20 protein-coding genes and 1 pseudogene are annotated in these 24,275 nt (G+C 73.6%); 12 read left to right on the forward strand and 9 right to left on the reverse strand.

From position 1 onward, the window contains the following. Positions 1 to 4 precede the first annotated feature (4 nt). From HD601_RS11090 to HD601_RS11120, 7 genes are read left to right on the forward strand one after another with little or no spacing between them, the layout of a single operon-like run. Entirely contained in the window at positions 5 to 2,092 is a 2,088-nt protein-coding gene (locus HD601_RS11090; protein WP_184821847.1) for a molybdopterin oxidoreductase family protein, read from the forward strand. Beyond that, positions 2,089 to 3,549, forward strand: a complete 1,461-nt coding sequence (locus HD601_RS11095; protein WP_184821849.1) for an FAD-dependent oxidoreductase — start codon at positions 2,089 to 2,091, stop codon at positions 3,547 to 3,549. Before HD601_RS11090 ends, HD601_RS11095 begins: the two co-directional genes overlap by 4 nt. Beyond that, positions 3,546 to 6,050, forward strand: a complete 2,505-nt coding sequence (gene nirB / locus HD601_RS11100) for a nitrite reductase large subunit NirB (protein ID WP_184821851.1) — start codon at positions 3,546 to 3,548, stop codon at positions 6,048 to 6,050. Before HD601_RS11095 ends, nirB begins: the two co-directional genes overlap by 4 nt. Beyond that, positions 6,047 to 6,388, forward strand: a complete 342-nt coding sequence (gene nirD / locus HD601_RS11105) for a nitrite reductase small subunit NirD (RefSeq protein ID WP_184821854.1) — start codon at positions 6,047 to 6,049, stop codon at positions 6,386 to 6,388. Before nirB ends, nirD begins: the two co-directional genes overlap by 4 nt. After that, entirely contained in the window at positions 6,385 to 7,524 is a 1,140-nt protein-coding gene (locus tag HD601_RS11110; protein ID WP_184821856.1) for a uroporphyrinogen-III synthase, read from the forward strand. The genes nirD and HD601_RS11110 overlap by 4 nt, the downstream gene beginning before the upstream one ends. Next, positions 7,521 to 8,243, forward strand: coding sequence for a uroporphyrinogen-III C-methyltransferase (cobA, locus tag HD601_RS11115; RefSeq protein ID WP_184821857.1), 723 nt, complete (start codon positions 7,521 to 7,523; stop codon positions 8,241 to 8,243). Before HD601_RS11110 ends, cobA begins: the two co-directional genes overlap by 4 nt. Beyond that, a complete protein-coding gene (locus HD601_RS11120) occupies positions 8,240 to 8,920 on the forward strand; it encodes a CbiX/SirB N-terminal domain-containing protein (RefSeq protein WP_184821859.1) in 681 nt (226 codons plus the stop codon). The genes cobA and HD601_RS11120 overlap by 4 nt, the downstream gene beginning before the upstream one ends. A 39-nt stretch (positions 8,921 to 8,959) precedes the next feature. On the opposite strand, the gene HD601_RS11125 is transcribed toward HD601_RS11120, so the two are convergent. The 6 genes from HD601_RS11125 to ddaH all read right to left on the reverse strand — a co-directional run bounded on the left by HD601_RS11125 (position 8,960) and on the right by ddaH (position 15,325). After that, a complete protein-coding gene (locus tag HD601_RS11125) occupies positions 8,960 to 9,472 on the reverse strand; it encodes a hypothetical protein (RefSeq protein ID WP_184821862.1) in 513 nt (170 codons plus the stop codon). Next, positions 9,469 to 10,614, reverse strand: a complete 1,146-nt coding sequence (locus HD601_RS11130) for a hypothetical protein (protein WP_184821864.1) — start codon at positions 10,612 to 10,614, stop codon at positions 9,469 to 9,471. The genes HD601_RS11125 and HD601_RS11130 overlap by 4 nt, the downstream gene beginning before the upstream one ends. Before the next feature lie 37 nt (positions 10,615 to 10,651). Then, the gene (locus tag HD601_RS11135) at positions 10,652 to 12,973 is read right to left on the reverse strand and encodes a S8 family serine peptidase (RefSeq protein ID WP_184821866.1); all 2,322 of its coding nucleotides are present in this window, start codon (positions 12,971 to 12,973) and stop codon (positions 10,652 to 10,654) included. 37 nt (positions 12,974 to 13,010) lie between these two features. Next, on the reverse strand, positions 13,011 to 13,187 hold the full coding sequence (locus HD601_RS11140) for a hypothetical protein (RefSeq protein ID WP_162605418.1): 177 nt from the start codon (positions 13,185 to 13,187) through the stop codon (positions 13,011 to 13,013). A gap of 60 nt (positions 13,188 to 13,247) precedes the next feature. Then, positions 13,248 to 14,465 carry an ornithine--oxo-acid transaminase gene (gene rocD, locus HD601_RS11145; RefSeq protein ID WP_184829698.1) on the reverse strand — a complete coding sequence of 406 codons (1,218 nt, stop codon included), beginning with the start codon at positions 14,463 to 14,465 and terminating at the stop codon, positions 13,248 to 13,250. A gap of 62 nt (positions 14,466 to 14,527) precedes the next feature. After that, positions 14,528 to 15,325, reverse strand: a complete 798-nt coding sequence (gene ddaH, locus HD601_RS11150; protein ID WP_184829700.1) for a dimethylargininase — start codon at positions 15,323 to 15,325, stop codon at positions 14,528 to 14,530. A 209-nt stretch (positions 15,326 to 15,534) separates the two neighbouring features. On the opposite strand from ddaH, the gene HD601_RS11155 reads away from it, so the two are divergent. Next, entirely contained in the window at positions 15,535 to 16,005 is a 471-nt protein-coding gene (locus HD601_RS11155) for an Lrp/AsnC family transcriptional regulator (protein WP_184821868.1), read from the forward strand. Positions 16,006 to 16,175: 170 nt separating this feature from the next. Next, positions 16,176 to 17,525, forward strand: a complete 1,350-nt coding sequence (locus tag HD601_RS11160; protein WP_184821870.1) for a C40 family peptidase — start codon at positions 16,176 to 16,178, stop codon at positions 17,523 to 17,525. A 25-nt stretch (positions 17,526 to 17,550) separates the two neighbouring features. Here HD601_RS11160 and HD601_RS11165 read toward each other — a convergent pair. The 3 genes and pseudogenes from HD601_RS11165 to HD601_RS11175 all read right to left on the reverse strand — a co-directional run bounded on the left by HD601_RS11165 (position 17,551) and on the right by HD601_RS11175 (position 20,544). Continuing rightward, positions 17,551 to 18,487, reverse strand: a pseudogene (locus tag HD601_RS11165) (IS5 family transposase). Between the two features lie 46 nt (positions 18,488 to 18,533). Continuing rightward, the gene (locus HD601_RS11170) at positions 18,534 to 19,625 is read right to left on the reverse strand and encodes an IS630 family transposase (protein WP_184821872.1); all 1,092 of its coding nucleotides are present in this window, start codon (positions 19,623 to 19,625) and stop codon (positions 18,534 to 18,536) included. A 424-nt stretch (positions 19,626 to 20,049) separates the two neighbouring features. Then, entirely contained in the window at positions 20,050 to 20,544 is a 495-nt protein-coding gene (locus tag HD601_RS11175; RefSeq protein WP_184821874.1) for an inorganic diphosphatase, read from the reverse strand. 98 nt (positions 20,545 to 20,642) lie between these two features. Between HD601_RS11175 and dacB the strand changes: the two genes are divergently transcribed. From dacB to tilS, 3 genes are all read left to right on the forward strand, one after another. Next, the gene (gene dacB, locus HD601_RS11180) at positions 20,643 to 22,001 is read left to right on the forward strand and encodes a D-alanyl-D-alanine carboxypeptidase/D-alanyl-D-alanine endopeptidase (protein ID WP_184821876.1); all 1,359 of its coding nucleotides are present in this window, start codon (positions 20,643 to 20,645) and stop codon (positions 21,999 to 22,001) included. Between the two features lie 191 nt (positions 22,002 to 22,192). Then, entirely contained in the window at positions 22,193 to 23,281 is a 1,089-nt protein-coding gene (locus HD601_RS11185) for a zinc-dependent metalloprotease (RefSeq protein ID WP_184829702.1), read from the forward strand. 22 nt (positions 23,282 to 23,303) lie between these two features. Beyond that, entirely contained in the window at positions 23,304 to 24,269 is a 966-nt protein-coding gene (tilS, locus tag HD601_RS11190; RefSeq protein WP_184821878.1) for a tRNA lysidine(34) synthetase TilS, read from the forward strand. Positions 24,270 to 24,275 lie beyond the last annotated feature (6 nt).

Here is a 24,275-nt window from a genome sequence, read left to right on the forward strand (position 1 = left end):
GGGCATGGGCACCACGGCCACCCACTGCGCGTACTGCGCCCTGCAGTGCGCCATGACGCTGACGGCGGACGCCGGCGGCCGGGTCACCGTGCAGCCGCGGGACTTCCCGACCAACCGCGGCGGGCTGTGCCAGAAGGGCTGGACGGCGGCGGACCTGCTCGGGTCGCCGCACCGCCTCACGACGCCGCTGTTGCGCGAGGACCGGTCGGCGCCGTTGCGCGAGGCGACCTGGGACGAGGCGCTCGCCGTCGTGGCGTCCCGGCTGCGGGCGACCCGGCGCGAGTTCGGGCCCGACGCGGTCGCCGTCCTGGGCGGCGGCGGGCTGACCAACGAGAAGGCCTACCAGCTGGGCAAGTTCGCCCGGGTCGCACTGCGGACGAGGAACATCGACTACAACGGCCGGTACTGCATGTCGTCGGCCGCGGCGGCGTCGAACCGGGCGTTCGGCATCGACCGCGGGTTGCCGTTCCCGCTACCCGACCTGGCCGAGACCGGCGCGGTGCTGATCGCCGGGGGCAACGTCGCCGAGACGATGCCGCCGTTCATGCAGCACCTCGCCGCGGTCGTCGACCGCGGCGGGTCGCTGATCGTCGCCGACCCGCGCCGCACCGCGACGGCCGAGCGGGCGACCCTGCACCTGCCGGTCCTGCCCGGCACCGACCTGGCGCTCGCGCTCGGCCTGCTGCACGTCGCCGTCGCCGACGGGCACGCCGACCGCGGCTACATCCATGACCGGACGACGGGGTTCGAGGCGGCCTGGCGGGCGGCCGCGCAGTGGTGGCCGGAGCGGGTCGAACGGGTGACCGGCGTGTCGGTCGCGGCGCAGCGGGCCACCGTCGCGCAGCTGGCCGCCGGTGCGCGTGGCCGCGGCGCCGTCGTCCTGACCGCCCGCGGCGCGGAGCAGCAGAGCAAGGGCACCGACACCGTCAGCGCGCTGATCAACCTGGCGCTCGCGCTCGGCCTGCCGGGCAGGCCGTCCAGCGGGTTCGGCTGCATCACCGGGCAGGGCAACGGGCAGGGCGGGCGTGAGCACGGGCAGAAGGCCGACCAGCTGCCCGGCTACCGGCGGATCGACGACCCCGCCGCGCGGGCGCACGTCGCCGCCGTCTGGGGCGTCGACCCGGACGACCTGCCGGGGCCGGGCCCGTCGGCGTACGAGCTGATCGAGAGCCTGGGCACCGACGGCGGGCCGCGGGCGCTGCTCGTGCACGGCACCAACCTGGCGGTGTCGTCGCCGCGTGCGCGCCGGGTGGCCGAGCGACTGGCAGCACTGGACCTGCTGGTCGTCAGCGACGTCGTGCTGTCCGAGACCGCCGCGCTGGCCGACGTCGTCCTGCCCGTGACGCAGTTCGCGGAGGAGGACGGCACGATGACCAACCTCGAGGGCCGGGTGATCCGCCGTCGCCGCGCGGTCGCGCCGCCGCCGGGGGTGCGGACCGAGCTGTCAGTGCTGACGTCGCTGGCCGGGCTGCTCGGGTGCGTGGCGCCGTTCGACGCCGACCCGGAGACCGTCTTCGACGAGCTGCGCCGGGCCAGCGCCGGCGGGATCGCCGACTACGCCGGAATCGGCTGGGACCGCATCGACGCCGAGGGCGGCGTGTTCTGGCCGTGCCCGTCGGCAGACCATCCGGGGACGGCGCGGCTGTTCGCGGACGGGTTCCCGACGCCTGACGGCCGGGCCTGCTTCGTCGCCGTCGAGCACCGTCCGCCGGCCGAGGACGTCGACCCCGAGCACCCCATTTACCTCACCACCGGCCGCGTGCTGCAGCAGTACCAGAGCGGTGCGCAGACCCGCCGGATCCCGGCGCTGGCCGCCGCGGCCGCCGAGCCACATGTCGAGGTGCATCCCGATCTCGCCGGACGGAGTGGATTGGCCGACGGCGACCTGGTGCGGGTGGTCAGCCGGCGCGGCGACGCCGTCGGACGGGTCCGGCTGACCTCGGCGATCCGCCCGGACACCGTGTTCATGCCGTTCCACTGGGGCGGCGAGCAGGCGGTCAACCGGGTGACGAACCCGGCGCTCGACCCGGTCTCGCGGATGCCGGAGTTCAAGGTCTGCGCCGTCCGGCTGGAGCGGGTGACCTCCTCATGAGGCGCATCATGGTCGTGGGGCACGGGATGGCCGGGTCGCGGTTCGTGCAGGAGCTGCGCGCCCGCGACCAGGGCCGCCGGTTCGAGGTGACGGTGTTCGGCGCGGAGCCGGAGGCCGCCTACAACCGGGTGCTGCTGTCGTCGGTGCTGGCCGGCTCGCTGACCCCGGCGGAGATCGAGACGGTGCCGTCGGCCTGGTACGCCGCCGAGGACGTCGAGCTGCGCACGGGCGTCGAGGTCGGGCGGATCGACCGGCGGCGACGGCGGGTGCTCACCACCGCCGGCGAGCACGTCGGCTACGACCACCTGGTGCTGGCGACCGGCAGCCGGCCGTGGGTGCCGCCGGTCGACGGGCTGGTCGGCGACGACGGCGAGCTCGACCGCGACGTCGTGGTCTTCCGGACGCTGGCCGACTGCCGCGCGATGCTGTCCCGGCTCGGCCGGGTGCGGTACGCCGTCGTGCTCGGCGGCGGGCTGCTGGGGCTCGAGGCCGCGCGCGGGCTGGCCGGGCGCGGCGTGGACGTCGAGGTCGTGCACCCGGCGGATCGCCTCATGGAGCGCCAGCTCGACCTCGACTCCGGCCGGGTGCTCGCGCGGACGCTGCGCGGGCTGGGCGTGCGGGTGCGGCTGAACGCGCAGGCGGTCCGGTTCACCGACGGCTGGGGCGGCGGCGGGCGCGGGGTCCGGCTGGACGACGGGACGCGGCTGCCGGCCGACCTGGTGGTCGTCGCCTGCGGGGTGCGGCCGAACAGCGCACTGGCGGCGGCCGCGGGGCTCGACGTGGGGCGCGCGGTGGTGGTGGACGAGACGATGACCTCGGTGACCGATCCGGCGATCCACGCGATCGGCGAGTGCGCGCAGTACGACGGCCAGGTGTACGGGCTGGTCCAGCCGGCCTGGGAGCAGGCGGCCGTGCTGGCCGACGTGCTGGCGGGCGGGCCGGCGCGGTACGGCGGCTCGGCGATCGTCACCCGGCTGAAGGCGGCCGGCGTCGACCTCGCGGCGATGGGCGAGACGGACGTCGACGACTTCGCCGCCGACGACGGGCTCGAGGTGCTGCGGTTCGCCGACCCGGCCCGCGGGACCTACCAGAAGGTCGTCATCCGCGACGACCGCGTCACCGGCGCGATCATGCTCGGCGGCCCCGAGACCGTCGGCGCCGTCACCCAGCTGTTCGACCGCGCCGCGCCGGTTCCGGCCGACCGGCGTGCCCTGATCTTTCCCGGCGTGGTCGATGCGGGCGGCGCCGTCGACCCCGCCGACCTCCCGGACGACCACACCGTCTGCCGCTGCAACGGCGTCACAGCGGGCCGCGTCCGGGCCGCGTGCGAGGCCGGAGCGGACACCGTCGCCGACCTCGCCGCCACCACCCGCGCGACCACCGGCTGCGGCGGGTGCCGCTCCGACGTCGCCGCCCTGTTGTCCGCCACGCGCCCCACAGTGGAGGTCCCCGCATGAGCACATCGCAACGCCGGCTCGTCGTCGTCGGCAACGGCATGGTCGGGCAGCGGCTCGTCGAGGCGGTCCGGCAGCGCGACCGGGACCGGCGGTGGCGGATCACCGTCCTCGGCGAGGAGCCCCGGCCCGCGTACGACCGCGTCGCGCTGACGTCGTACCTCACCGGAGTGACGGAGGCGGAGCTCGGGCTGGTGCCGGACGGATGCTACGACGGCGACAGCTCGCTGTCCGTCGGCGACGCGGTGACGGGCATCGATCGGGTCGCGCGGGTCGTCACGACGGCGTCGGGGCGAGTGCTGCCGTACGACGCGCTGGTGCTGGCCACCGGGTCGCGGCCGTTCGTGCCGCCGGTGCCGGGCGCGGACCTGGACGGCTGCTTCGTGTACCGGACGATCGACGATCTGGACGCTCTGCGCACACGGGCGGCGTCGGTGTCGTCGGGCGTGGTGATCGGCGGCGGGCTGCTCGGGCTGGAGGCGGCGAACGCGCTGCTCGCGCTGGGGCTGGCCGCGAGCGTGGTGGAGTTCGCTCCGCGGCTGATGCCCGCGCAGGTCGACCAGGGCGGCGGCGAGGTGCTGCGCCGGAAGGTCGAGGCGCTCGGGCTGGCGGCCCGGCTGGACACGGCGACCGAGCGGATCGCCGTCGTCGACGACGGCCTGCGGCTGACGTTCGCCGACGGCTCGTCGCTGGACACGGGGCTGGTGGTGTTCTCCGCGGGGATCCGGCCCCGGGACGAGCTGGCGCGTGCGGCCGGTCTGGCGGTCGGGGAGCGCGGCGGCGTCGTCGTCGACGAGGCGTGCCGGACGTCGGACCCGTCCATATGGGCGGTCGGCGAGTGCGCGGTGGCCGGCGGGCGGGTGTACGGGCTGGTCGCGCCCGGCTACGAGATGGCCGAGGTGGTGGCCGACCGGCTGCTCGGCGGCGACGCGACGTTCGCCGAGGCGGACCTGTCGACGAAGCTCAAGCTGCTCGGCGTCGACGTCGCCAGCTTCGGCGACGCCCATGCGACGACCCCGGACGCGCTCGAGGTGGTCTACGCGGACCCCGTCGGCGGCGTCTACAAGAAGCTGGTCGTGACCGACGACGCGTCGCGGCTGCTCGGCGGGGTGCTGGTGGGCGACGCGTCGGCGTACGCGGCGCTGCGGACCATGGTCGGCCAGCCGCTCACCGACACCCCGGAGCAGCTGCTGCTGGCGGGGCCGTCGACGTCGGACCTCGGCGACGACGCACAGGTGTGCTCGTGCCAGAACGTCACCGCCGGCGCGATCCGGGCGGCCATCCACGACGAGGGCTGCGCCGACGTCGGAGCGGTGAAGGCGTGTACGCGGGCCGGCACCGTCTGCGGCAGCTGCGTCCCGCTGCTGAAGACGCTGCTCACGCAGTCCGGCGTCGAGGCGAACCCGGCGCTGTGCGAGCACTTCTCCATGGGGCGGGCGGAGCTGTTCGACATCGTGCGGGTCACCGGGCTGCGGACGTTCAGCGGGATCGTCGCCCGGCACGGGAGCGGCCGCGGCTGCGACATCTGCAAGCCCGTCGTCGCGTCGATCCTGGCCAGCCTGGGTGCCGGGCACGTCCTGGACGGCGAGCAGGCGGCGCTGCAGGACACCAACGACCACTTCCTGGCCAACATCCAGCGCAACGGCACCTACTCCGTCGTGCCCCGGGTGCCGGGCGGCGAGCTGACGGCGGAGGGGCTGATCGCGATCGGCGAGGTGGCCCGCGACTTCGGGCTGTACTCCAAGATCACCGGCGGGCAGCGGATCGACCTGCTGGGCGCGCGGGTGGAGCAGCTGCCGGCGATCTGGAAGCGGCTGGTCGACGCCGGGTTCGAGAGCGGGCACGCGTACGGCAAGGCGTTGCGGACGGTGAAGTCGTGCGTCGGCTCGACCTGGTGCCGCTACGGCGTGCAGGACTCCACGTCGCTGGCGATCATGCTGGAGCTGCGGTACCGCGGGCTGCGGGCGCCGCACAAGATCAAGGCCGGTGTCTCGGGGTGTGCGCGCGAGTGTGCCGAGGCCCGCAGCAAGGACGTCGGCATCATCGCGTCGGAGAACGGCTGGAACCTCTACGTCGGCGGCAACGGCGGGTTCCGGCCGCGGCACGCGGAGCTGTTCGCGTCGGACCTGTCGTCGGCCGAGCTGGTGGCGCTGGTCGATCGGTTCCTCATGTTCTACGTGCGGACGGCTGATCGGCTGCAGCGCACGTCGGCCTGGATCGAGGCGCTCACCGACGAGCACGGCGACGGGCTGGAGTACCTGCGGCGGGTGCTGGTCGACGACTCCCTGGGCGTGGGCGCCGAGCTGTCGGCGGCCATGGAGGCGCACGTCGGCGCCTACACCGACGAGTGGGCCGCGGTCCTCGACGACGAGGAGAAGCTCGGCCGGTTCGTGTCGTTCGTCAACGCCCCCGAGGCCCCCGACCCGAGCATCCGGTTCGAGCTGGAGCGTGGGCAGATCCGCCCGGTGGTGGCCGGGCCGACCCTGGAGGTGGTGCGCCGATGACCGTTCTCGACGTCCGGCTGTGGACCGTCGTCTGCCGCTTCGACCGCCTGCTGCCCGAACGGGGGGTGGCGGCGCTGGTCGGCGGTGTGCAGGTGGCGATCTTCCGCGGATTCTCCGGCGAGGTGTACGCCGTCGGCAACCGCGACCCGTTCAGCGACGCGTACGTGCTGTCGCGCGGGATCGTGGGCTCGCGCGGCGGTGGGCCGACGGTGGCGTCGCCGATGCACAAGCAGGTGTTCTCGCTGGTCACCGGGGAGTGCCTGGACGAGCCCGGCGTCGCCGTGCCGGTCTACGACGTGCGGGTGCGCGACGGCGACGTCGAGGTGGCGGTGCCGTGACGGACCTCCCGCCGCTGGCCGGCTTCACGGTGGCGGTGACGGCCGCGCGCCGGCGGGAGGAGCTGGGCGCGCTGCTGGAGCGGCGCGGCGCCCGGGTCGTGCAGGCGCCGGCGATCCGGATCGTGCCGCTGGACGACGACGCCGAGCTGCTGGCTGCGACCAAGCGGTGCGTCGACGAGCCGATCGACATCGCCGTCGCGACCACCGGGATCGGCTTCCGCGGCTGGATGGAGGCGGCCGACGGCTGGGGCCTGGGCGAGCGGCTGCTGGACCGGCTCGGGTCGGCGACGCTGCTCGCGCGCGGCCCGAAGGCGCGCGGCGCGCTGCGGGCGGCCGGGCTGACCGACGACTGGGCGCCGCCGTCGGAGTCGTCGGCCGAGGTGCTGGAGCACCTGCTGGGGCAGGACCTCGTGGGTCGTCGCATCGCCGTCCAGCTGCACGGCGAGCCGCTGCCGGACTTCACCGACGCGCTGACCGCCGCCGGCGCCATCGTCGTCGCGGTGCCGGTGTACCGGTGGGTGCCGCCGGACGACGTCGCGCCGCTGAGCCGGCTGGTCGAGACGCTCGCGGCCCGGCAGATCGACTGCGTCGTGTTCACCAGCGCGCCGGCGGTGGCCAGCCTGCTGGCGCTCGCGTCGTCGATGGGCCTGGAGGACGTGGTGCTGGACGCGCTGCGCTCGTCGGTGCTCGCCGCGTGCGTCGGGCCGGTGACCGGGGCGCGGCTGGAACGGCTGGGTGTCGACACGGTGCAGCCGGCCCGCTCCCGGCTGGGCGCGCTGGTCCGCGAGATCGTCGCCGAGCTGCCGGCCCGCCGCCGCACGCTGCGGGTCGCCGGGCACGCCGTCCAGCTGCGCGGGCACGCCGTCGTCGTCGATGGTGAGGCGCGTGAGCTGCCGCCCGGCCCGCTCGCGGTGCTTGCCGAGCTGGCCCGCCGGCCCGGCGTCGTCGTGCCGCGGGCCGAGCTGCTGGGCGTCCTGCCCGGCGGCGGCACCGACGAGCACGCCGTCGAGATGGCGGTCACCCGGCTGCGCGGCGCCGTCGGGGCCCGCGTCGTCCAGACGGTCGTCAAACGTGGGTATCGGCTGGCCTACGAGCCGGAGGCGTCCGGTTCTGCGAAGTACGGGGGTGCGCGATGACGGGCCATGTGGCGATCGTCGGTGGTGGGCCGGGCGACCCGGGCCTGCTGACGCTGCGGGGGTTCGACCTGCTCAAGCAGGCCGACGTCGTGCTGGTGGACCGGCTGGCGCCGCGGTCGCTGCTGGACGCGCTGCGCCCGGACGTCGAGGTCGTCGACGTCGGCAAGGAGCCGCACCGGCACCGGCGCAGCCAGCGCGAGATCGAGGCGCTGATGATCGACCGCGCCCGCCGCGGCCTGCGCGTCGTCCGGCTCAAGGGCGGCGACCCGTACGTCTTCGGCCGCGGCGGCGAGGAGGGGCTGGCCTGCGCGGCGGCCGGCGTCACGTTCGAGGTGGTCCCGGGCGTGAGCAGCGCGATCGCCGTCCCCGCGATGGCCGGCATCCCGGTGACGCAGCGCGGCGTGACCCAGGAGGTGACGATCGTCAGCGGCCACGCCCATCCCGACTCGCCGGAGTCGACGGTGGACTGGGACCGGCTGGCGGCCGGCTCGGGGACGATCGTCGTGCTGATGGGCGTCACGCACCTGGCTGCTCTTTGTGCGCGGCTGGTGCGCGGCGGGCGGCGGGGGAGCACACCGGTCGCTGTCGTGGTGTCCAGCGGGGCGCGGGTCGTGGTGGCGACCCTGGACACGGTGGCCTGCGCGGCCGAGGGGATCGAGCCGCCCGCCGTCGTGGTGGTGGGCGATGTGGTGGCGTTACGGTCCATGCTGGTGTCGTGACTGACGTGTTGGTGGCGGTGGCGCACGGGACGCGCGCCCCTGAAGGCCCGGTGGTGCTGTCGGCGTTGCTGGACTCGGTGCGGGAACTGCTCCCCGGCGTCGACGTCCGGGTGGCGTACGTGGATGTGATCTCGCCGACGCTGGAGTCGGTGCTGGCCGGGTTGCCGGCGGGGGTGCGGCCGGTCGTGGTGCCGATGTTCCTGGCATCGGGGTACCACGTGCGCGTCGACGTGCCGTCGGCGGTCGCCTCGGATGGCGGCCGTGCCGTGGTGACGCCCGCGCTCGGCCCCGATCCGGCGATCGTGGCCGCGGTCGAGGCGCGGCTTCGCTCGGTTGTGGGCTCGCTGCCGTCCGCGGTGGTGCTGGCGGCCGCGGGCTCGTCCGACGCCGACGCGCTGTCCGAGGTCGACGTCGCCGCCTCGCTGCTCTCGATGTCGCTGGACCGGCCGGTCCTGCCCGCCTACGTGACGACGGCGTCCCCGTCGGTGCCCGAGGCGGTCTCGATCCTCCGCGCCGACGGCCACGCGACGGTGGGGGTGGCGTCCTACCTGCTGGCGCCCGGTCTGTTCCAGCAGCGCCTCGACGCCGTCGGGGCGGACGTGGTGGCGCCCCCGATCGGCGTGCACCCCCTGGTGGCCGAGCTGATCGCCTCTCGTTATCGCGCGGCGGCGGGCTGATGGCTGAGGGATATGTGTCGCTCTGGCGACACCGATCCCTCAACCATCCTCGCGGAGGCCGGCCTCCGTCGCGCGGCGCAGGTGCTCGGCGTACCCCTCCGGCTCCGGCCGGCGGGTCATCTCGCGGGAGAACGCCGCGTAGACCCCCTGGGCGGTGAGGTTGCGCTGGGCGAGCCAGGCGGCAGCGCCGTCGCTGCTGCCCTCGTCGTCCTCATCGACGGCGTGCAGCATGTAGTCGGTGAACCGCACGCGGCCCCAGTGGTCGGCCGGCACGGGGTAGGGGTCGCCCGGCGCGGGTTCCGGCCCGAACGCGTCGAACCAGATGTCGCGCAGCCATTCGTCGGTGCCCCACTGCGTGTCGTTGCGCCGCGGCGGCAACGACGAGTCGCGGATGTGCGTGGCCAACTCATCGCGGAACTCGATGAACGCCTGGTTGTCCTCGGCCAGCCACTCCGAGACCCGCTCACAGGCTTCGATGTAGGAGCCGGGCTCCTGCGAGGTGTCGCTGAACCAGGCAAACCAGCTCCGGAAGTTCGTGGAGCGCGGGGTCACGTCAGTTCCTCCAGCCGGACGTTGTCGTAGGCGGGCTCGCCGGTCGGATAGTACGTGGTCATCGACCAGGTTCCCCGCTTCTTGAAGATCAGTCTTGCGCCGGAGTCGGACCCCTCTTGGATCGGATCGTACGGAACGGTGTGCACCGGCGGCAGGCACTCGCCGTCCTTCTTCATCGCCGAGTTGCGCAGCTTCTTCCAGTCCTTCGCGGCCTGTGGCGTGCCAGTCCCAGCGCCACGGAAGCCGGTTGCATCGCCGGGCGCGAGCCCGGCCCGATCGGCGTCGATGAAGATCGGCGCGATCCCGGCGGGGAAATGCTGGTCCAGGAAGCCGTCGAGGCCATCTGGGTGCCGCGAAGCGGCATCGAGGAGAACACCGAGCGGCCGCGCGAACGCCTCCGGGCTGGTGAACCGGCTGGCCTCGATGCCCACCGAGTGTTCAGAGACGACTTTCTGGTCGTCTTCGCGGACGCGCCATTTGTCGGCGCCATCCGTGCCGTGGTCGGGCGGGCGGGTCCAGCCGGCGCGCAGCTCGAGCTCGCGATCGCCCACCTGCGGCCCGTGGATCTCGACCGCGTGACAGTCAGGATGCTCGAGCCAGGCCCGCACCCGGGCCCGGTGCTCGGGCGCGACCACCGCGAGGATCCGCTCGCGCGCGGCGTCGATGGCGGCCTGATCGGCGCCGGGATGGGCGGCCGCCTCGGCCTTGGAGGTGGTCGCGCCGCCGGGCAGGTCGGCGAGCACGGTCGCCACGTAGGAGCGCGCGAACCCGGCAGGAAACGCGGCCACGAAGGCGCGAGAGTCGGCGGGCTCGGCCAAGGGTTCGAGGTCCAGCGCGGGGAGCGGGTCCAACCCGTGGTGCGAGACGGCGAGGAGGTCGAGGAGGGCGTGCACCTCGCGCGCAAGAACAGTCCCCGTCGCGGCCGTCAGATCCGCCATCGCGCGCTCGACGCCGGGGGCGACCGCCGCGACATCGTCACCGACGGAACGAACAGCCGGATGATCGGCCTGCCGGGCCACTTCGGCGACCCGGGTGACGCGGTCGCGGGCGGCATCGGCGGCACCGCCCAGCGACCGCAGGGCATCGTGGTGGGCGTGCAGCAGTGACTCGACTGCCCGCCGCACCCCGCCCGGCCCGTTCACACCCCCGAAGGTCGCCTCCGGCCCAGCCCTGTGACACTCACGGCCACGGAACCTCGGTGCGCGTCGGCGTCGCCCAGGGACCGTCGGTGATCGCGGGGAGCTCGACGGGCGACGGGGTGCCGTCCAGCGGCGGGTCGAAGACACTGCCGTCGGAGCGGGCGAGCAGCCAGCTCTGCGGGACCGAGCCCGCGATCCCCTCGAGCGGCCGGGCGCCGATCGGCAGCTCGTTCACCTCGACCCACTGGTCACCGTCGAGGCGCCACAGCCCGCCCGACTGCAGGGCCGAGCAGTCGCTCGCCGCGACCTCCATGGTCGCGTAGAGGACGTCGCCGTTGAAGAAGACCTCGTCGTAGATCAGCTCCTCCGGCACCGGGGCGCCGGCGACCTCGGTGAGATCCCCGCCGTCGAGCACCGAGACCTCCGCGCCGCAGGCGCCGTAGCCGGTGACGACGGCCACCCGTGAGTCATCGGCGGCGACGGCGATGGGCACCTGGTTGATGCCGCCGATCTCGTAGGAGATCTCCGCGGCGCCGGACGCGGGGTCGAGCAGCCAGACCCGCTCCAGCGCCTGGGCGCCGCCCGACTCGTGCACGAGCAGCTGCCCGCCGACCGCCCCGAGCAGCGTCTTCGAACCGACCGCGTCGGGCGGGAACGTCGCCGTCGTCGTGCCGGCCTCGTCCAACGTCGCCGCGTCGTACCAGGTGAGGAGACCGGAGTAGTCCATGCCGACGACGAAGTCACCGGCCTCTCCGTCGACGGTGACACCCTCGAGATAGGCCGGGGTGACGCCGTCGTCGGAGCACCAGCTGCACGGCGCCTCGACCAGTGTCTCGTCCGCGCCGGTCCAGGAGAACAGCTCGCCGTCGTCGGCGCCGAACAGTGTCGACCGATCCGCCGACCAGTCGGCCCAGCGCAGCCGCACGCCCGGGTCGAGCTCGCGCACCCGCTGCACGCTGCTGCCGTCGAACGCGAACACGACGTCGTCCTCGACGAACACGGCCTGCGTGGCCTCCGCCGGGTCCGCCGACGGCGTGGCCGGAGGCTCGCCGCCGAGCACCTGCTCGAGTGCGCCGCGGATGTCGAGGAAGCCGTGGCCCACGCCGAGTCCCAGCCGGTCCTCCTCGTCCAGCGGATCGAGGTCGGCGGTGTCGAGCAACGCCTGCGCGATGTCGTCGCCGGAGGCCTCGGGCGCCGAGCCGCGGATCAGCGCGGCCGCGGCGGCCACGTGCGGCGCGGCCTGGGACGTGCCGCTGAGCCCCTCGTACCCACCACCGGGGTACGTGGAGACCACGGTGTTGATCGCGTCGCCGCCACCGGGCGCGACGAGGGCGATGAACTCGTTCCGGGTGGAGTATCCGGGCAGGTCGAAGTCCTCCTGGACCGCGCCGACGGCGATCACGCCGGGCAACGAGGCCGGGTTCTGCTGCTGGTTCGTCTCGTCGCAGTCGGTGAGCGGCGACGGCCCGCAGTTGCCACCGGACGCGACCACGACCACGTCGTTGGTGACGGCGAAGTACACCGCGGCCGCGGCGACCTCGAGGTTGTGGGCCTCCTCGACGTCCGGGTTCGCCGGGATCGGCCCGCCGAAGGACATGTTGACCGCGTCGGCGCCGTGGTTGACGGCCCAGGCGAGGCCGGTCGGCCAGCTCGGCCCGTTGTCGTTGACGTCCTTCAGCCGGACCGGCACGTCGAGGACGCTCACCCGCGGCGCTACCCCGATGATGCCGCCGTTGTCGCGCCGGGCGGCCGCGATCCCGGTGACGTGGGTGCCGTGGCCGTCCGGGTCGTGCTCGCCCTCGCCGGGGTAGTGGCGGCGTTCGATGACGGCGTCGCCGAGATCCGGGTGAGTCTCGTCGATGCCGGTGTCGAGGACCGCCAGCACGGCGCCGTCGCCGTCCGGCCAGGGCAGGTCCGGCGAGTCCTCCTCGGCGCCGAGCCGGTCCAGCGGCCACTGGTCGTCGCGGCGGTCGTCCTCCTCGTCGATCGAGACGTCGGGCACGACGCCGGCGGCGACGACGCCGTCCTCCGACAGCAGTGCCTCCCGGCGCGCGTCGACCTCGTCCGCGGCGACGTACTCGGTGGTCGCGACCAGGCAGTCGCCGTCGACCCGCAGCACGTCCAGCGCGACCAGCGACTCGTCGTCCGGAGCGGCGACCGGCTCGTCCGGACAGTCGGGGCTCGGGACGGCGGTGTCGAGCAGCGCGCGCTGGTCCTCGCTGAGGACGTCGGTGAGCGAGACGCCCCCGTCCGCGGTGCCGGGGCTCTCACCGTCGTCCCTGGTGACCAGCACGATCGCGACCACGGCCACGACGATGACGACGACTACGGCGGCGATTCCGAGCAGCAGGGGGCGCTTCACGGCCGGTCACCTTACACAGGGTTTGGATCCAGACGGGTCAGGACTGGCGGTTGACCCGCTCACCGGGTGGCAACGGCTCGTTGTGCACCACGACATCGAACTCGCCGCGGATCTCGATGCGTCGGGCGTCGCCGTCGGCGGCCTTCAGTGCTTGGGCCCATACGGCGGGGTTGACGCGGAATACGGTGACCTCGTCGTCCGGCTTCTTCGGCACCGGGTCACCGTACGCCTGTCAGGTGTCCACCAGATGACGGTGACGTGGATGTGTCCACCGTCACGCCACCCGCGCCGCCAGCACCCGCTCCAGCGCGTCGATCGCGAGGTCGATCTCCTCGCGCGTGATCACGAGCGGCGGCGCGAACCGGATGGTCGAGCCGTGCGTGTCCTTGACGAGGACGCCCTCGGCGAGCAGCGCCTCGCAGGCCTCGCGGCCGCTCATCAACTCCGGGTTGATGTCGACGCCGGCCCAGAGCCCGCGCCCGCGGACCTCGACCACTCCGCGCCCGATCAGCGACCGCAGCCGGGCGTGCAGGTGCTCGCCCAGCTCGACGGCGGCGCGCTGCCACTCGCCGGTCGACAGCATGGCGACGACGGCGCGGCCGGCGGCGCAGGCCAGCGGGTTGCCGCCGAACGTGCTGCCGTGCTCGCCGGGGTGGATGACGCCGAGGACGTCGCTGTTCCCGACGACGGCGGACACCGGGACGACGCCGCCGCCCAGCGCCTTGCCGAGCAGGTAGAGGTCCGGCACGACGCCCTCGTGCTCGCAGGCGAACGTGGTGCCGGTGCGGCCGAGGCCGGACTGGATCTCGTCGGCGATGAACAGCACCCGCCGTTCGTCGCACAGCTCGCGCACGGACCGCAGGTAGCCGGCCGGCGGCACGACGACGCCGGCCTCGCCCTGGATCGGCTCGACCAGCACGGCCACCGTCGTCTCGTCGATGGCCGCCGCCATGGCCGCGGCGTCGCCGTAGGGCACCACGCGGAAGCCGGGCGTGAACGGGCCGAAGTGGGTGCGCGCGACCGGGTCGGTGGAGAAGCTGACGACGCTGATGGTGCGGCCGTGGAAGTTGCCCTCCGCGACGACGACGGTCGCCCGGTCCTCCGGGACGCCCTTGACCTCGTAGCCCCACTTGCGGGCGACCTTGAGGCCGGTCTCGACGGCCTCGGCGCCGGTGTTCATCGGCAGCACGAGGTCCTTGCCGGCGAGCGCGGCCAGCTCGCTCGCGAACGGGCCGAGCACGTCGTGGTGGAAGGCGCGGCTGGTCAGCGTGACGCGGTCGAGCTGCGCCTTGACGGCCGCGACGATCTCCGGGTTGCGGTGGCCGAAGTTCACCGCCGAGTACGCGGCCAGGAAGTCGAGGTAGCGCCGGCCCTCGACGTCGGTGACCCACGCGCCCTCGGCCTCGGTGACGACGACGGGGAGCGGGTGGTAGTTGTGCGCGGTGCTGCTCTCGGCGAGCGCGATCGCGTCCTGGGTCCGGGTGGTCTGCATGGGCTGCTCCCCTGTTCCCTTCCGCGACTCGTGTCCGTAGGTGACCTCGCGGTCTGCGACCGTCATGAGCGCTCCTCGGTGTGCGGGCGGCGGTGCAGTTCCAGAGTGGCGCACTTGACGCCGCCTCCGGACTTCAACAGCTCGGAGACGTCGACGGGGACCGGCTCGAACCCGGCCCGGGCGACGGCGTCGGCGAGCGCGGCCGCCTGCGCGGCCAGCACCACGTGCCGGCCGTCGCTGACGGCGTTCAGGCCGAGGACGAGCGCATCGGCCTCGGTGGCGACGATCGCCTCGGGGAACAGCGTGGCCAGAACCTCCTGGCTGGCCGGCGCGAACGCCGGCGGGTAGTACGCGATCGTGGTCGCGTCCAGCACGGCCAGCGCGGTGTCGAGGTGGTAGAAGCGCGGGTCGACCAGCTCCAGCGGCACGACGGGGACGTCGAAGACGGCGGCTAGCTCGGCGTGCGCGGCGGGGTCGGAGCGGAAGCCGGCGCCGGCCAGGATGCGCCCGCCGGCCCAGGCGAAGTCGCCCTCGCCCTCGTTGACGGCCAGCGGCTCGGTGACCGCGATCCCCACGCCCGACAGCCAGGACCGGTGCGCCGGCGCCTCGTCGGCGCGGACCAGCTCGCGGAACCGGGCGCCGAGCGCGCGGTCGCCGACCACGAACGCGCCGTTGGCAGCGAATACCATGTCCGGCAGGCCGGGCAGCGGGTCGAGCTGGTGCACGCGGTGGCCCAGCCGCTCGTATGTGGCGCGGAGGTCGTCCCACTGGGCCAGCGCGCGGTCGCGGTCGACCGGGCGGGCGGGGTTCATCCACACGTTGATCGAGTAGTGCACGGCGAAGTGGTCGGGGCGGCACATCACGTAGTCGCGGGTCGTCGCGACGCGGTGGCCGCGTGGGAGCCGGGTCAGCTCCGTGGCGTCGTTCACGGTCACACCTGAAAGGTAGAGCCGGGGCCGGGCGGCGATCGAGATCGTTCTGTTGCGCGCCTACGTGCGAAACGTTGCGTCCGTTCTCGAACAGACGGCGATTCGTTGCGCGCGAACCCGTGAAACGGGACGATCCACCCATGACACTCGACGCGCTGGACGAGCAGATCATCCGGGTCCTCATGGCCGACGGGCGGGCGAGCTACGGCGCCATCGGCGCGAAGGTCAGCCTGTCCGCCCCCGCGGTGAAGCGCCGCGTCGACCGGCTGCGTGCCCGCGGCGTCGTCACCGGGTTCACCGTCCGGGTCGAGCCGGCCGAGATCGGCTGGAGCACCGAGGCCTACGTCGAGCTGTTCTGCAACCCGCGCACGACCAGCGAGGACATCGCCCGCCGCGTCCAGACCTATCCGGAGGTCGTCGAGGCGTTCATGGTCACCGGTGACGCCGACGCCCTGCTGCACGTCTTCGCCGGCAGCATGCAGCACTTCGAGCGGGTGCTGACGGCGATCTCGGCGGAGCCGTTCGTGGCCCGGACCCGCAGCGTCCTGGTGCTGTCGCCGCTGCTCCGCCGGGTTCAGGCACCCCGCACCGACGAGGGTGCCACCGGCTGATTCGGCCGGATTGTCCAGCGCTTTCGAAATTACACGAGTGTGGTTAGTCAAGTCGACACGCCGCGTGACGGTTGAAATTCCTGTGATTCCTGTTCCTTAACGTGACTTCCTTGGCTACTGTGCTGGATGGGACGCCAGGTACGGGGGAGGTTGTCAGGGTGCGAAAATGCATGTGGGCGGGGGCCTTCGCCACAGCTCTGGCAGCCGGCGTGGTCGGGCCGGCGTTCGCCGACCCGACCTTTCCCACCGAGTCCGAGATCCAAGACGCGCGCGACGCGGAGCGGGCCGCCGCCGGGGGCGTGGCCGCCCTCGAGGCCCGGCTGGCCACGCTGTCCGCCCAGGTCGACGCGCTGTACATCCAGGCGGCCAAGGCGATCGAGGCCTACAACGGCGCCCGGCTGCAGCTCGAGCAGGCGACCGAGGCGGAGTCGACGGCGCGCGAGGCGGCCCGGCAGCGGGCGGCCGAGGCGGAGCAGGCCCGGGTCGACCTGGGCCGCATGGCCGCGGCCACCTACAGCCAGGGCGGCCAGCTCGCCGGCGTCGGCATGGTGCTCGGCGCCGAGGATGGGCAGGCGTTGTACGACGGGCTCGGCGCACTGCGCGCCGTCACCCGCTCGCAGACGACCATCGCGCAGCGCGCCCGCGACGCCCAGCACGAGGCCGACGACGCCGCGGCGGTGGCCGCCGACGCGCTGGCCGAGCGGTCCGCCGCGGCCGAGCAGGCCGACGCCGCACGGGCGGCCGCCGAGGCCGCCGTCGCCGGTCAGGAGCAGGCGGTCGCCGCCGTCGAGGAACAGCGCAGCGCCGCGATCGCCCAGCTCGCGGTCGCCCGCGGCACCACCGTCGACCTCGAGCGGCAGCGCCAGGAGGGTCTCGCCGCCGAGCAGGCCGCGCAGGAGCAGGCGGAGGAGGAGCAGCAGCCGGAGCCGCCGGTCGCACCGCCGGTCACCACGCCGCCCACGCTCGGCCCGCCGGACGACCCGACGGTCCCAACCGAGCCGACGGCGCCACCGGAGCCGACCACTCCGCCCCAGCCGACGGCGCCGCCGCAGCCGACGACCGAGCCGGAACCGCCCCCGGAGCCCGAGCCGGAGCCGTCGCCGACCCAGACCCGGCCGCCCGAGCCGGAGGAGCCCGAGCAGCCGGACCCGCCGGGCGACGGCGCCCAAGCGGCCGTGAACTACGCGTTCGCGCAGCTCGGCAAGCCGTACCAGTGGGGCGCCGACGGGCCGAACAGCTTCGACTGCTCCGGTCTGACCATGCGGGCGTGGCAGGCCGGCGGCGTCGACCTGCCGCACTGGAGCGTCGCCCAGGCGCAGCGCGTGGACCGCGTGTCGTACGCGAACCTACGCCCGGGCGACCTCATCTTCTGGTCCGACAACGGCCAGGCCTCCGGGGTGTACCACGTGGGCCTGTACATCGGCGGCGGGCAGATGATCCACGCGCCGCGACCGGGCAAGGACGTCGAGGTCCAGAGCGTCTTCTACTGGATCGACCCGTCCTTCTACGGCCGCGTCTAGCTGCGGTCGCCCTAGGGCGTGTCTCTTAAGTCGCCAGCCAGATGGTGATGGCGCGTAGGACGACGCCTCCGCGGTAGTTGACGGCGTGTTTGTCGTAGCGGGTGGCGATGCCGCGCCATTGCTTGTGGGTGTTGAAGGAACGCTCGATGACGTTGCGGCGCTTGTAGGCGACGGGGTCGAAGTTGGGTGGGCGGCCGCCGGCTGTGCCGCGGCGTTTGCGGTGGCCGATCTCGTCGGCGCGCTGCGGGATCACGGCCTTGATGCCACGAGCGCGCAGCAGTGCTCGTGTGGCTCGGGAGGAATAGGCCTTGTCACCCAGGAGGGCGAGCGGGCGGGTGCGTGGTCGACCGGGCCCCAGGCGCCGGACCGCGAGCTGGGCCAGCAGCGGCTTGAGCATCGTGGAATCACCGGCCTGGCCGGCTGTCACCGCGATGACCAGTGGCCGGCCACGGCCGTCGACGAGCTGGTGGATCTTGGTCGACAACCCGCCGCGGGACCGGCCGATCGCGTGATCGAGCGGTTCGGCGAGCCCGAAGATGTAACTCGACTCAGCCCCCTGTGCGGGCCGCGGCGCGCGCCGCGCGCGCCGCCCGGGAGTCCCCGGCCGGATGCTCGAGTCTGCCGGCGTTGGTGGCGTGCTGGTGGGCACGGTTGATGGTGGCGTCCACGCTGACCATCCAGTCGATGTCCCCGACCGCGTCGGCCTCGGCCAGCAGCCGGGCATGGATCTTGTCCCAGGTGCCATCGACGGAGAAGCGGTTGTGTCGCTTCCATGCTGTCTGCCACGGCCCGAACGCGGCCGGCAGGTCACGCCACGCGATCCCGGTGCGGAACCGGTAGATCACGCCCTCGACCACCTGCCGGTGGTCGCGGAAGGGCCGCGACCTCACCCCGTCGGTCGAGGGCATCAACGCCGCGATCCGCTCCCATTGAGCGTCGGTGAGGACTCGCTCGCGAGACATGCCAACAGCAAATCAGCCGTACACGCCCGGACTTAGGAGACACGCCCTAGTCTCCTGAGTCAGGAATTCTGTTCAGATATGTGGCGAGTTGTTCGAGGATCTCGTCGGCGGTCTTGACCCAGATGTAGGGACGCGGGTCGGTGTTCCAGGTGGCGATCCAGTCGCGGATGTCTTTCTCGAGGGCCTGGACGGACTTGTGCACGCCGCGGCGCAGTTGCTTGTTGGTCAGTTCGGCGAACCAGCGCTCGACGAGGTTGAGCCAGGACGACCCGGTGGGCGTGAAGTGCAGGTGGAACCGTGGATGGGCCAGCAGCCAGTTCTTGATCGCGGGAGTCTTGTGCGTGGCGTAGTTGTCCAGCACGAGGTGCACGTCGAGGTCATCGGGGACCTGCTTGTTGAGCGTGGCCAGGAACTTCTTGAACTCCTCGGCGCGGTGACGGCGGTGCAGAGAACCGATGACCTTGCCGGTGGCGACCTCCAGTGCGGCGAACAGCGTCGTGGTGCCGGCGCGCACGTAGTCATGGGTCACGCGCTCGGGCACCCCGGGCATCATCGGCAGGACCGGCTGAGAGCGGTCCAGGGCCTGGATCTGGGACTTCTCGTCCACACAGAACACCAACGCCCGCTCGGGCGGGTCCAGGTAGAGCCCGACCACGTCGTGGACCTTGTCGACGAAGAACGGGTCGGTGGACAGCTTGAACCCCTCAACGCGGTGCGGGGCCAGGCCGAACGCCCGCCACACCCTTGAGACCGTCGACTGCGACATGCCCGTCTGCGACGCCATCGCCCTGGTCGACCAGTGCGTGGCGTTCTTCGGCTTCGTCTCCAGCGTCCGGGCCACCAGCGCGGCGACCTGCTCATCGGTCACCGACCGCGGGCCACCCGAGCGGGGCATGTCGCCCAGCCCAGCGATCCGATGCTCCACGAACCGCCTGCGCCACCGCCCCACCGCATGCGGTGTCGAACCCACCACCGCGGCCACGTCCTTGTTCGACGCACCCGCCGCGGACTCCAGAATGATCCGGCACCGCAGCGCCCACGACTGCGGCGTCGACCCCCTGCGAACCCACCCCTCCAGGGCCGCGCGCTCGCCGTCGGTCAGCACCAGCTCAGCCTTCGGCCGTCCAGTTCTCGCCATACCAGCCAGCCTATACATCTGAATAGAATTCCTGACTCAGGAGACTAGGGCGTGTCTGACGGATCGACGCGCCCTTCGTAGCCGTTCGTGATCAGGTTCCCTCGCGGTCGCTGTGGCGCGAGGGGACCTGATCACCGGTACGACGACTGTCATCGGCGGACCTCCCCACGCGCATGAGGGTGCCAGGCCGAAGCCCGCGAGACACGAGGCGGCCACGGGGGTGTCCGTCAGACACGCTCCAGGCCGCGGCCGCGCGGATGGCGCCCGAACCCCGGCAGTCCGGAATCGTCGTGGTGGATCGTGACCATCTGTTGTTGATCATGGAGAAGTGCGGCTTCCAGGGCCCTGGAAACCCGCTCTTCTCCATGATCAACCGGGATCCGGGGCCGCGGACCCATTGATCCGTCAGACACGCCCTGGCGCCTCAGTGGTGCCCGCCGGACTCCACGAGCCGGCGGCGGGAGGCCTCGATCTCCTCCTCGGCGGCGGCGCGGTCGACCCAGGTGGCGCCCTCGACCGACTTGCCGGGCTCGAGGTCCTTGTAGACCTCGAAGAAGTGCTGGATCTCGAGGCGGTCGAACTCCGGCACGTCGCCGATGTCCTGGAACGTGACCTTCCGCGGGTCCTCGGCGGGCACGCACAGCACCTTGTCGTCGCCGCCGGCCTCGTCCTTCATGCGGAACATGCCGATGGCGCGGCAGCGGATGAGGCAGCCGGGGAAGGTCGGCTCCTCGATGAGCACCAGGGCGTCGAGGGGGTCGCCGTCGAGGCCCAGGGTGTCGTCGATGAACCCGTAGTCGTGGGGGTAGCGAGTCGACGTGAAGAGCCGCCGATCGAGTTTGATCCGGCCGGTCTCGTGGTCCATTTCGTACTTGTTCCGACTCCCCGCCGGAATCTCGATGGTGACGTCGAACTCCACCTGTAGGTCCTTCCCCCATAAGCGTCCCGATGTGCTGATCGTGTCCAGTCTCCCGTACCGTGACGACGGCCAGGTAAACAGGCTCGGAGGGGGCGACGATGTGGAGGCGGGCCGGGGTCGTGGCGGCCGGCTGCGTGGTCGTCCTCGCCGCGGGCGCGGGGGTCGTGCTCGAACGACGGGGTGAGCTGCCCTGGTCGCAGGCCGAGGCCACGCAGGGATTCACGCTCGTCACGCCCGCCACCGGGCCGTCCCCGACGTGGTCGGCCGCACCCGGAGTCCTCGACGCGCCCGCGACGGCCGGCGCGGCGGGCGAGCCCGCGGTCGGCGAGGTGCTCGCGCCCACCCTCGGTGCGGCCGGGCTGGGCGGGCGGGTGGGCGTCAGCGTCGTCGACCTCACCACCGGCGTGACGTCCTACGAGACCGCCGGCGCCGACCCGCACACCCCGGCCAGCACGCTGAAGATCCTCACCGGCGCCGCCGCGCTGCACGCGCTCGGCCCGGACCACACCTTCACCACCCGCGTCGTCAGCGGGCCGGACCCGTCCGCCGTCACGCTCGTCGGCGGCGGCGACCCGACGCTCACGGCCGGCGACGACGGCCCCGGCACCCGGCTGGCCGACCTCGCCGCGGCGACGGCGGCCGCGCTCACTGAGGCCGGCGTCGGCTCCGTCACGCTCTCCTACGACGCGACGCTGTTCACCGGCCCGGCCGTCGACCCGGACTGGAGCCCCGGCTACGTCCCCAGCGTCGTCTCGCCGACCACCGCGCTCGCCGTCGACATCCTCGACCGGCCGTCCGACCCGTCGCTCGACGCGGCTGAGGAGTTCGCCGCCCTGCTCGGCGACCAGGGCATCAGCGTCGACGGCGACCCGGTGGCGGCAGCCGCGCCGGCCGACGGCACCGAGCTCGCGTCCGTCGCGTCGGCCCCGCTGGCCACTGTCGTCGAGGACATCCTCACCACCAGCGACAACGACGGCGCCGAGGTGCTCGCCCGGCACGTCGCCCTCGCGGCCGGCGCCCCCGGCACGTCCGCCGACGCCGGCCCGGCCGTCCAGGCCGCGCTCACGGAGCTCGGGCTCGACGCGTCGGGCGCGACCCTGCTCGACGGCAGCGGGCTGGCCCGCGGGAGCGCGGTCCCGGCGACGCTGATCACCGGCGCGCTCACCCTGGCCGCGGGCCCGGACCATCCGGAGCTGCGCGCTGTCGTCACCGGGCTCCCCGTCGCCGCGTTCACCGGCACGCTCGCCGACCGCTTCGACGACTCCGCCGCGGCCGGGCTGGTCCGGGCGAAGACCGGCACGCTCACGGGCGTGAGCGCGCTGGCCGGAGTGGTCGTGGCCGCCGACGGCGTGGGCTACGCCTTCGCGGTGCTCGCCGACGACGTCGGCAACACGTTGTCGGCGCGGGCCGCGCTCGACGACGTCGCCGCGGCGCTGGCCGCCTGTGGCTGTGCCTGAGGCGGCACGGCAGTCGTTGACGTAGCGTGGACACCTGTGGAGGGCCGTGCATACCGGCGGCGACTGGGGGCCGAAGGCCTCCACGAGTCGTCGGTCCGGAGGGTGAACGACCGGACCGGGGTAAGGGAGATCCACATGCACGGCCCGAGACGTAAGGAGTGTTGATGACGACCGCTGACAGTGCTCCCGAAATGGTCGACTGGGACCTCGCGGTCGCGACGGCGCAACGCCTCGCCGGGCCGGGACCGGCCGTCACCGACTCCGAGGCCCGCGACGCGGTGTCGGAGCTGCGCCGGCTGGCGGCCGAGGCCGAGTCGCACGTCTACCGGTTCACCGGCCTCGACGCGTCGACGGCGACCGCTCCGCTGGTCGTGGTCGACCGCGGCAACTGGGCCCGGGCCAACGCCCAGAGCATGCGCACCATCATCGCGCCGCTCGAGCGCAAGCTGCAGAAGGGCCGCGAGCGCACCCCGTTCCAGCGGGTCGGCCCCAAGGTCACCGGGCTGCAGACCGGCGCGCTGCTCGCGTTCCTGGCCAGCAAGGTGCTCGGCCAGTTCGACCCGTTCTGGTCCGGCCGGTTCGGCGGTCCCGACGACGGCGCCCACGGCCGGCTGCTGCTGGTCGCGCCCAACATCGTCCACGTCGAGCGCGAGCTGGGCGTCGACCCCCACGACTTCCGGCTCTGGGTCACGCTGCACGAAGAGACCCACCGCGTGCAGTTCACCGCGGTGCCCTGGCTGCGCGACCACCTCCGCGGCGAGATCGAGGCGTTCGTCGCGGCCACCGACGTCGACCCCGGCGCGTTCGTCACCCGCGCCCGCGACGCCGTCCGTGTCCTGGCCGAGAGCGCCAAGTCCGGCGGCGACGGCGGTGGCTCGGTCCTCGATCTCGTGCAGACGCCCGCGCAGAAGGCCGTCATCGACCGCGTGACGGCGTTCATGTCGCTGCTCGAAGGGCACGCCGACGTCGTCATGGACGGCGTCGGCCCCGAGGTCATCCCGTCCGTCGAGACCATCCGCCGCCGGTTCCAGCGCCGCCGCTACTCCTCGGTCGGCCTCGACCGCACGTTCCGCCGGCTGCTCGGCCTCGACGCCAAGATGCGCCAGTACCGCGACGGCGCCGCGTTCGTGAACGCCGTCGTCGACCGCGTCGGCATGAGCGGGTTCAACCGCATCTGGGACTCCCCGGAGTCGCTGCCGACCAAGGCCGAGATCGCCGACCCCGTCGCCTGGGTGCGCCGCGTCCACGGCACGCCGGCGCTCGGCCGCGACGGCGCCTGACGGCGCGCGCGGCTCCGCGGCCATGGGGCACCCGCACCTCGACGTCCGGCGGGCCGTCCGCGCGGCCCTCACCGAGGTGCCCGACGGGTCGACGGTGCTGGTCGCCTGCTCCGGCGGGGCCGACTCGCTGTCCCTGGCCGCCGCGACGGCGTGGGTGGCGGCCCGGTCCGGCGGCCGGCTGCGGGCCGGCGGCGTGTGCGTCGACCACGGGTTGCAGCCGGGTTCGGCCGAGCGGGCCCGGGCGACGGCGGCCGCGCTGAGCCGGCTGGGCCTCGACCCCGTCGCCACGGTCCACGTCAACGCCTCGCGCGGGCCCGACGGTCCCGAGGGCAACGCGCGCGCGGCCCGGTACGCGGCGCTGACGGCGGCGGCCGATCGTGCGGGCGCCTGCGTGGTCCTGCTCGGGCACACCCTCGACGACCAGGCCGAGACCGTTCTGCTGGGGCTCGCCCGCGGCTCGGGTCCGCGGTCGCTGTCGGGCATGGCCGAACGCTCCGGTGCGTTCCGGCGGCCGCTGCTCGGGCTGCGCCGTTCCGTGGTCCGGGCCGCGTTGCCCGCTGGGCTCGAAGCCTGGGACGACCCGCACAACGAGGACGCGGCGTACGCGCGGGCGCGGGTGCGGCATCGGGTGCTGCCCGTGCTCGAGGCGGAGCTGGGGCCGGGGGTCGCCGAGGCGCTGGCCCGCACCGCCGACCTCGCCCGCGCCGACGCCGACGCCCTGGACGCGCAGGCAGCCGCCGTCGACACCCTGGCCGTCGCCGAGCTGGCGGTGCTGCCGCGGGCGGTCCGGTGGCGAGTGCTGCGCCGGGCGGCGATCGCCGCGGGCAGCCCGGCTACCGACCTCACGGCCGCACACGTCGCCGCCGTCGACACCCTGGTGACCGCCTGGCGAGGCCAGATCGGAGTGGACCTCCCCGGCGCCCTCCGCGCCACCCGCGCCGAAGGCGCCCTCCACTTCACCCCCCGCAAGGGGACGGAAGCCGGCTGAGCCGAG

It is taken from the genome of Jiangella mangrovi, assembly GCF_014204975.1.
Taxonomy (GTDB): domain Bacteria; phylum Actinomycetota; class Actinomycetes; order Jiangellales; family Jiangellaceae; genus Jiangella; species Jiangella mangrovi.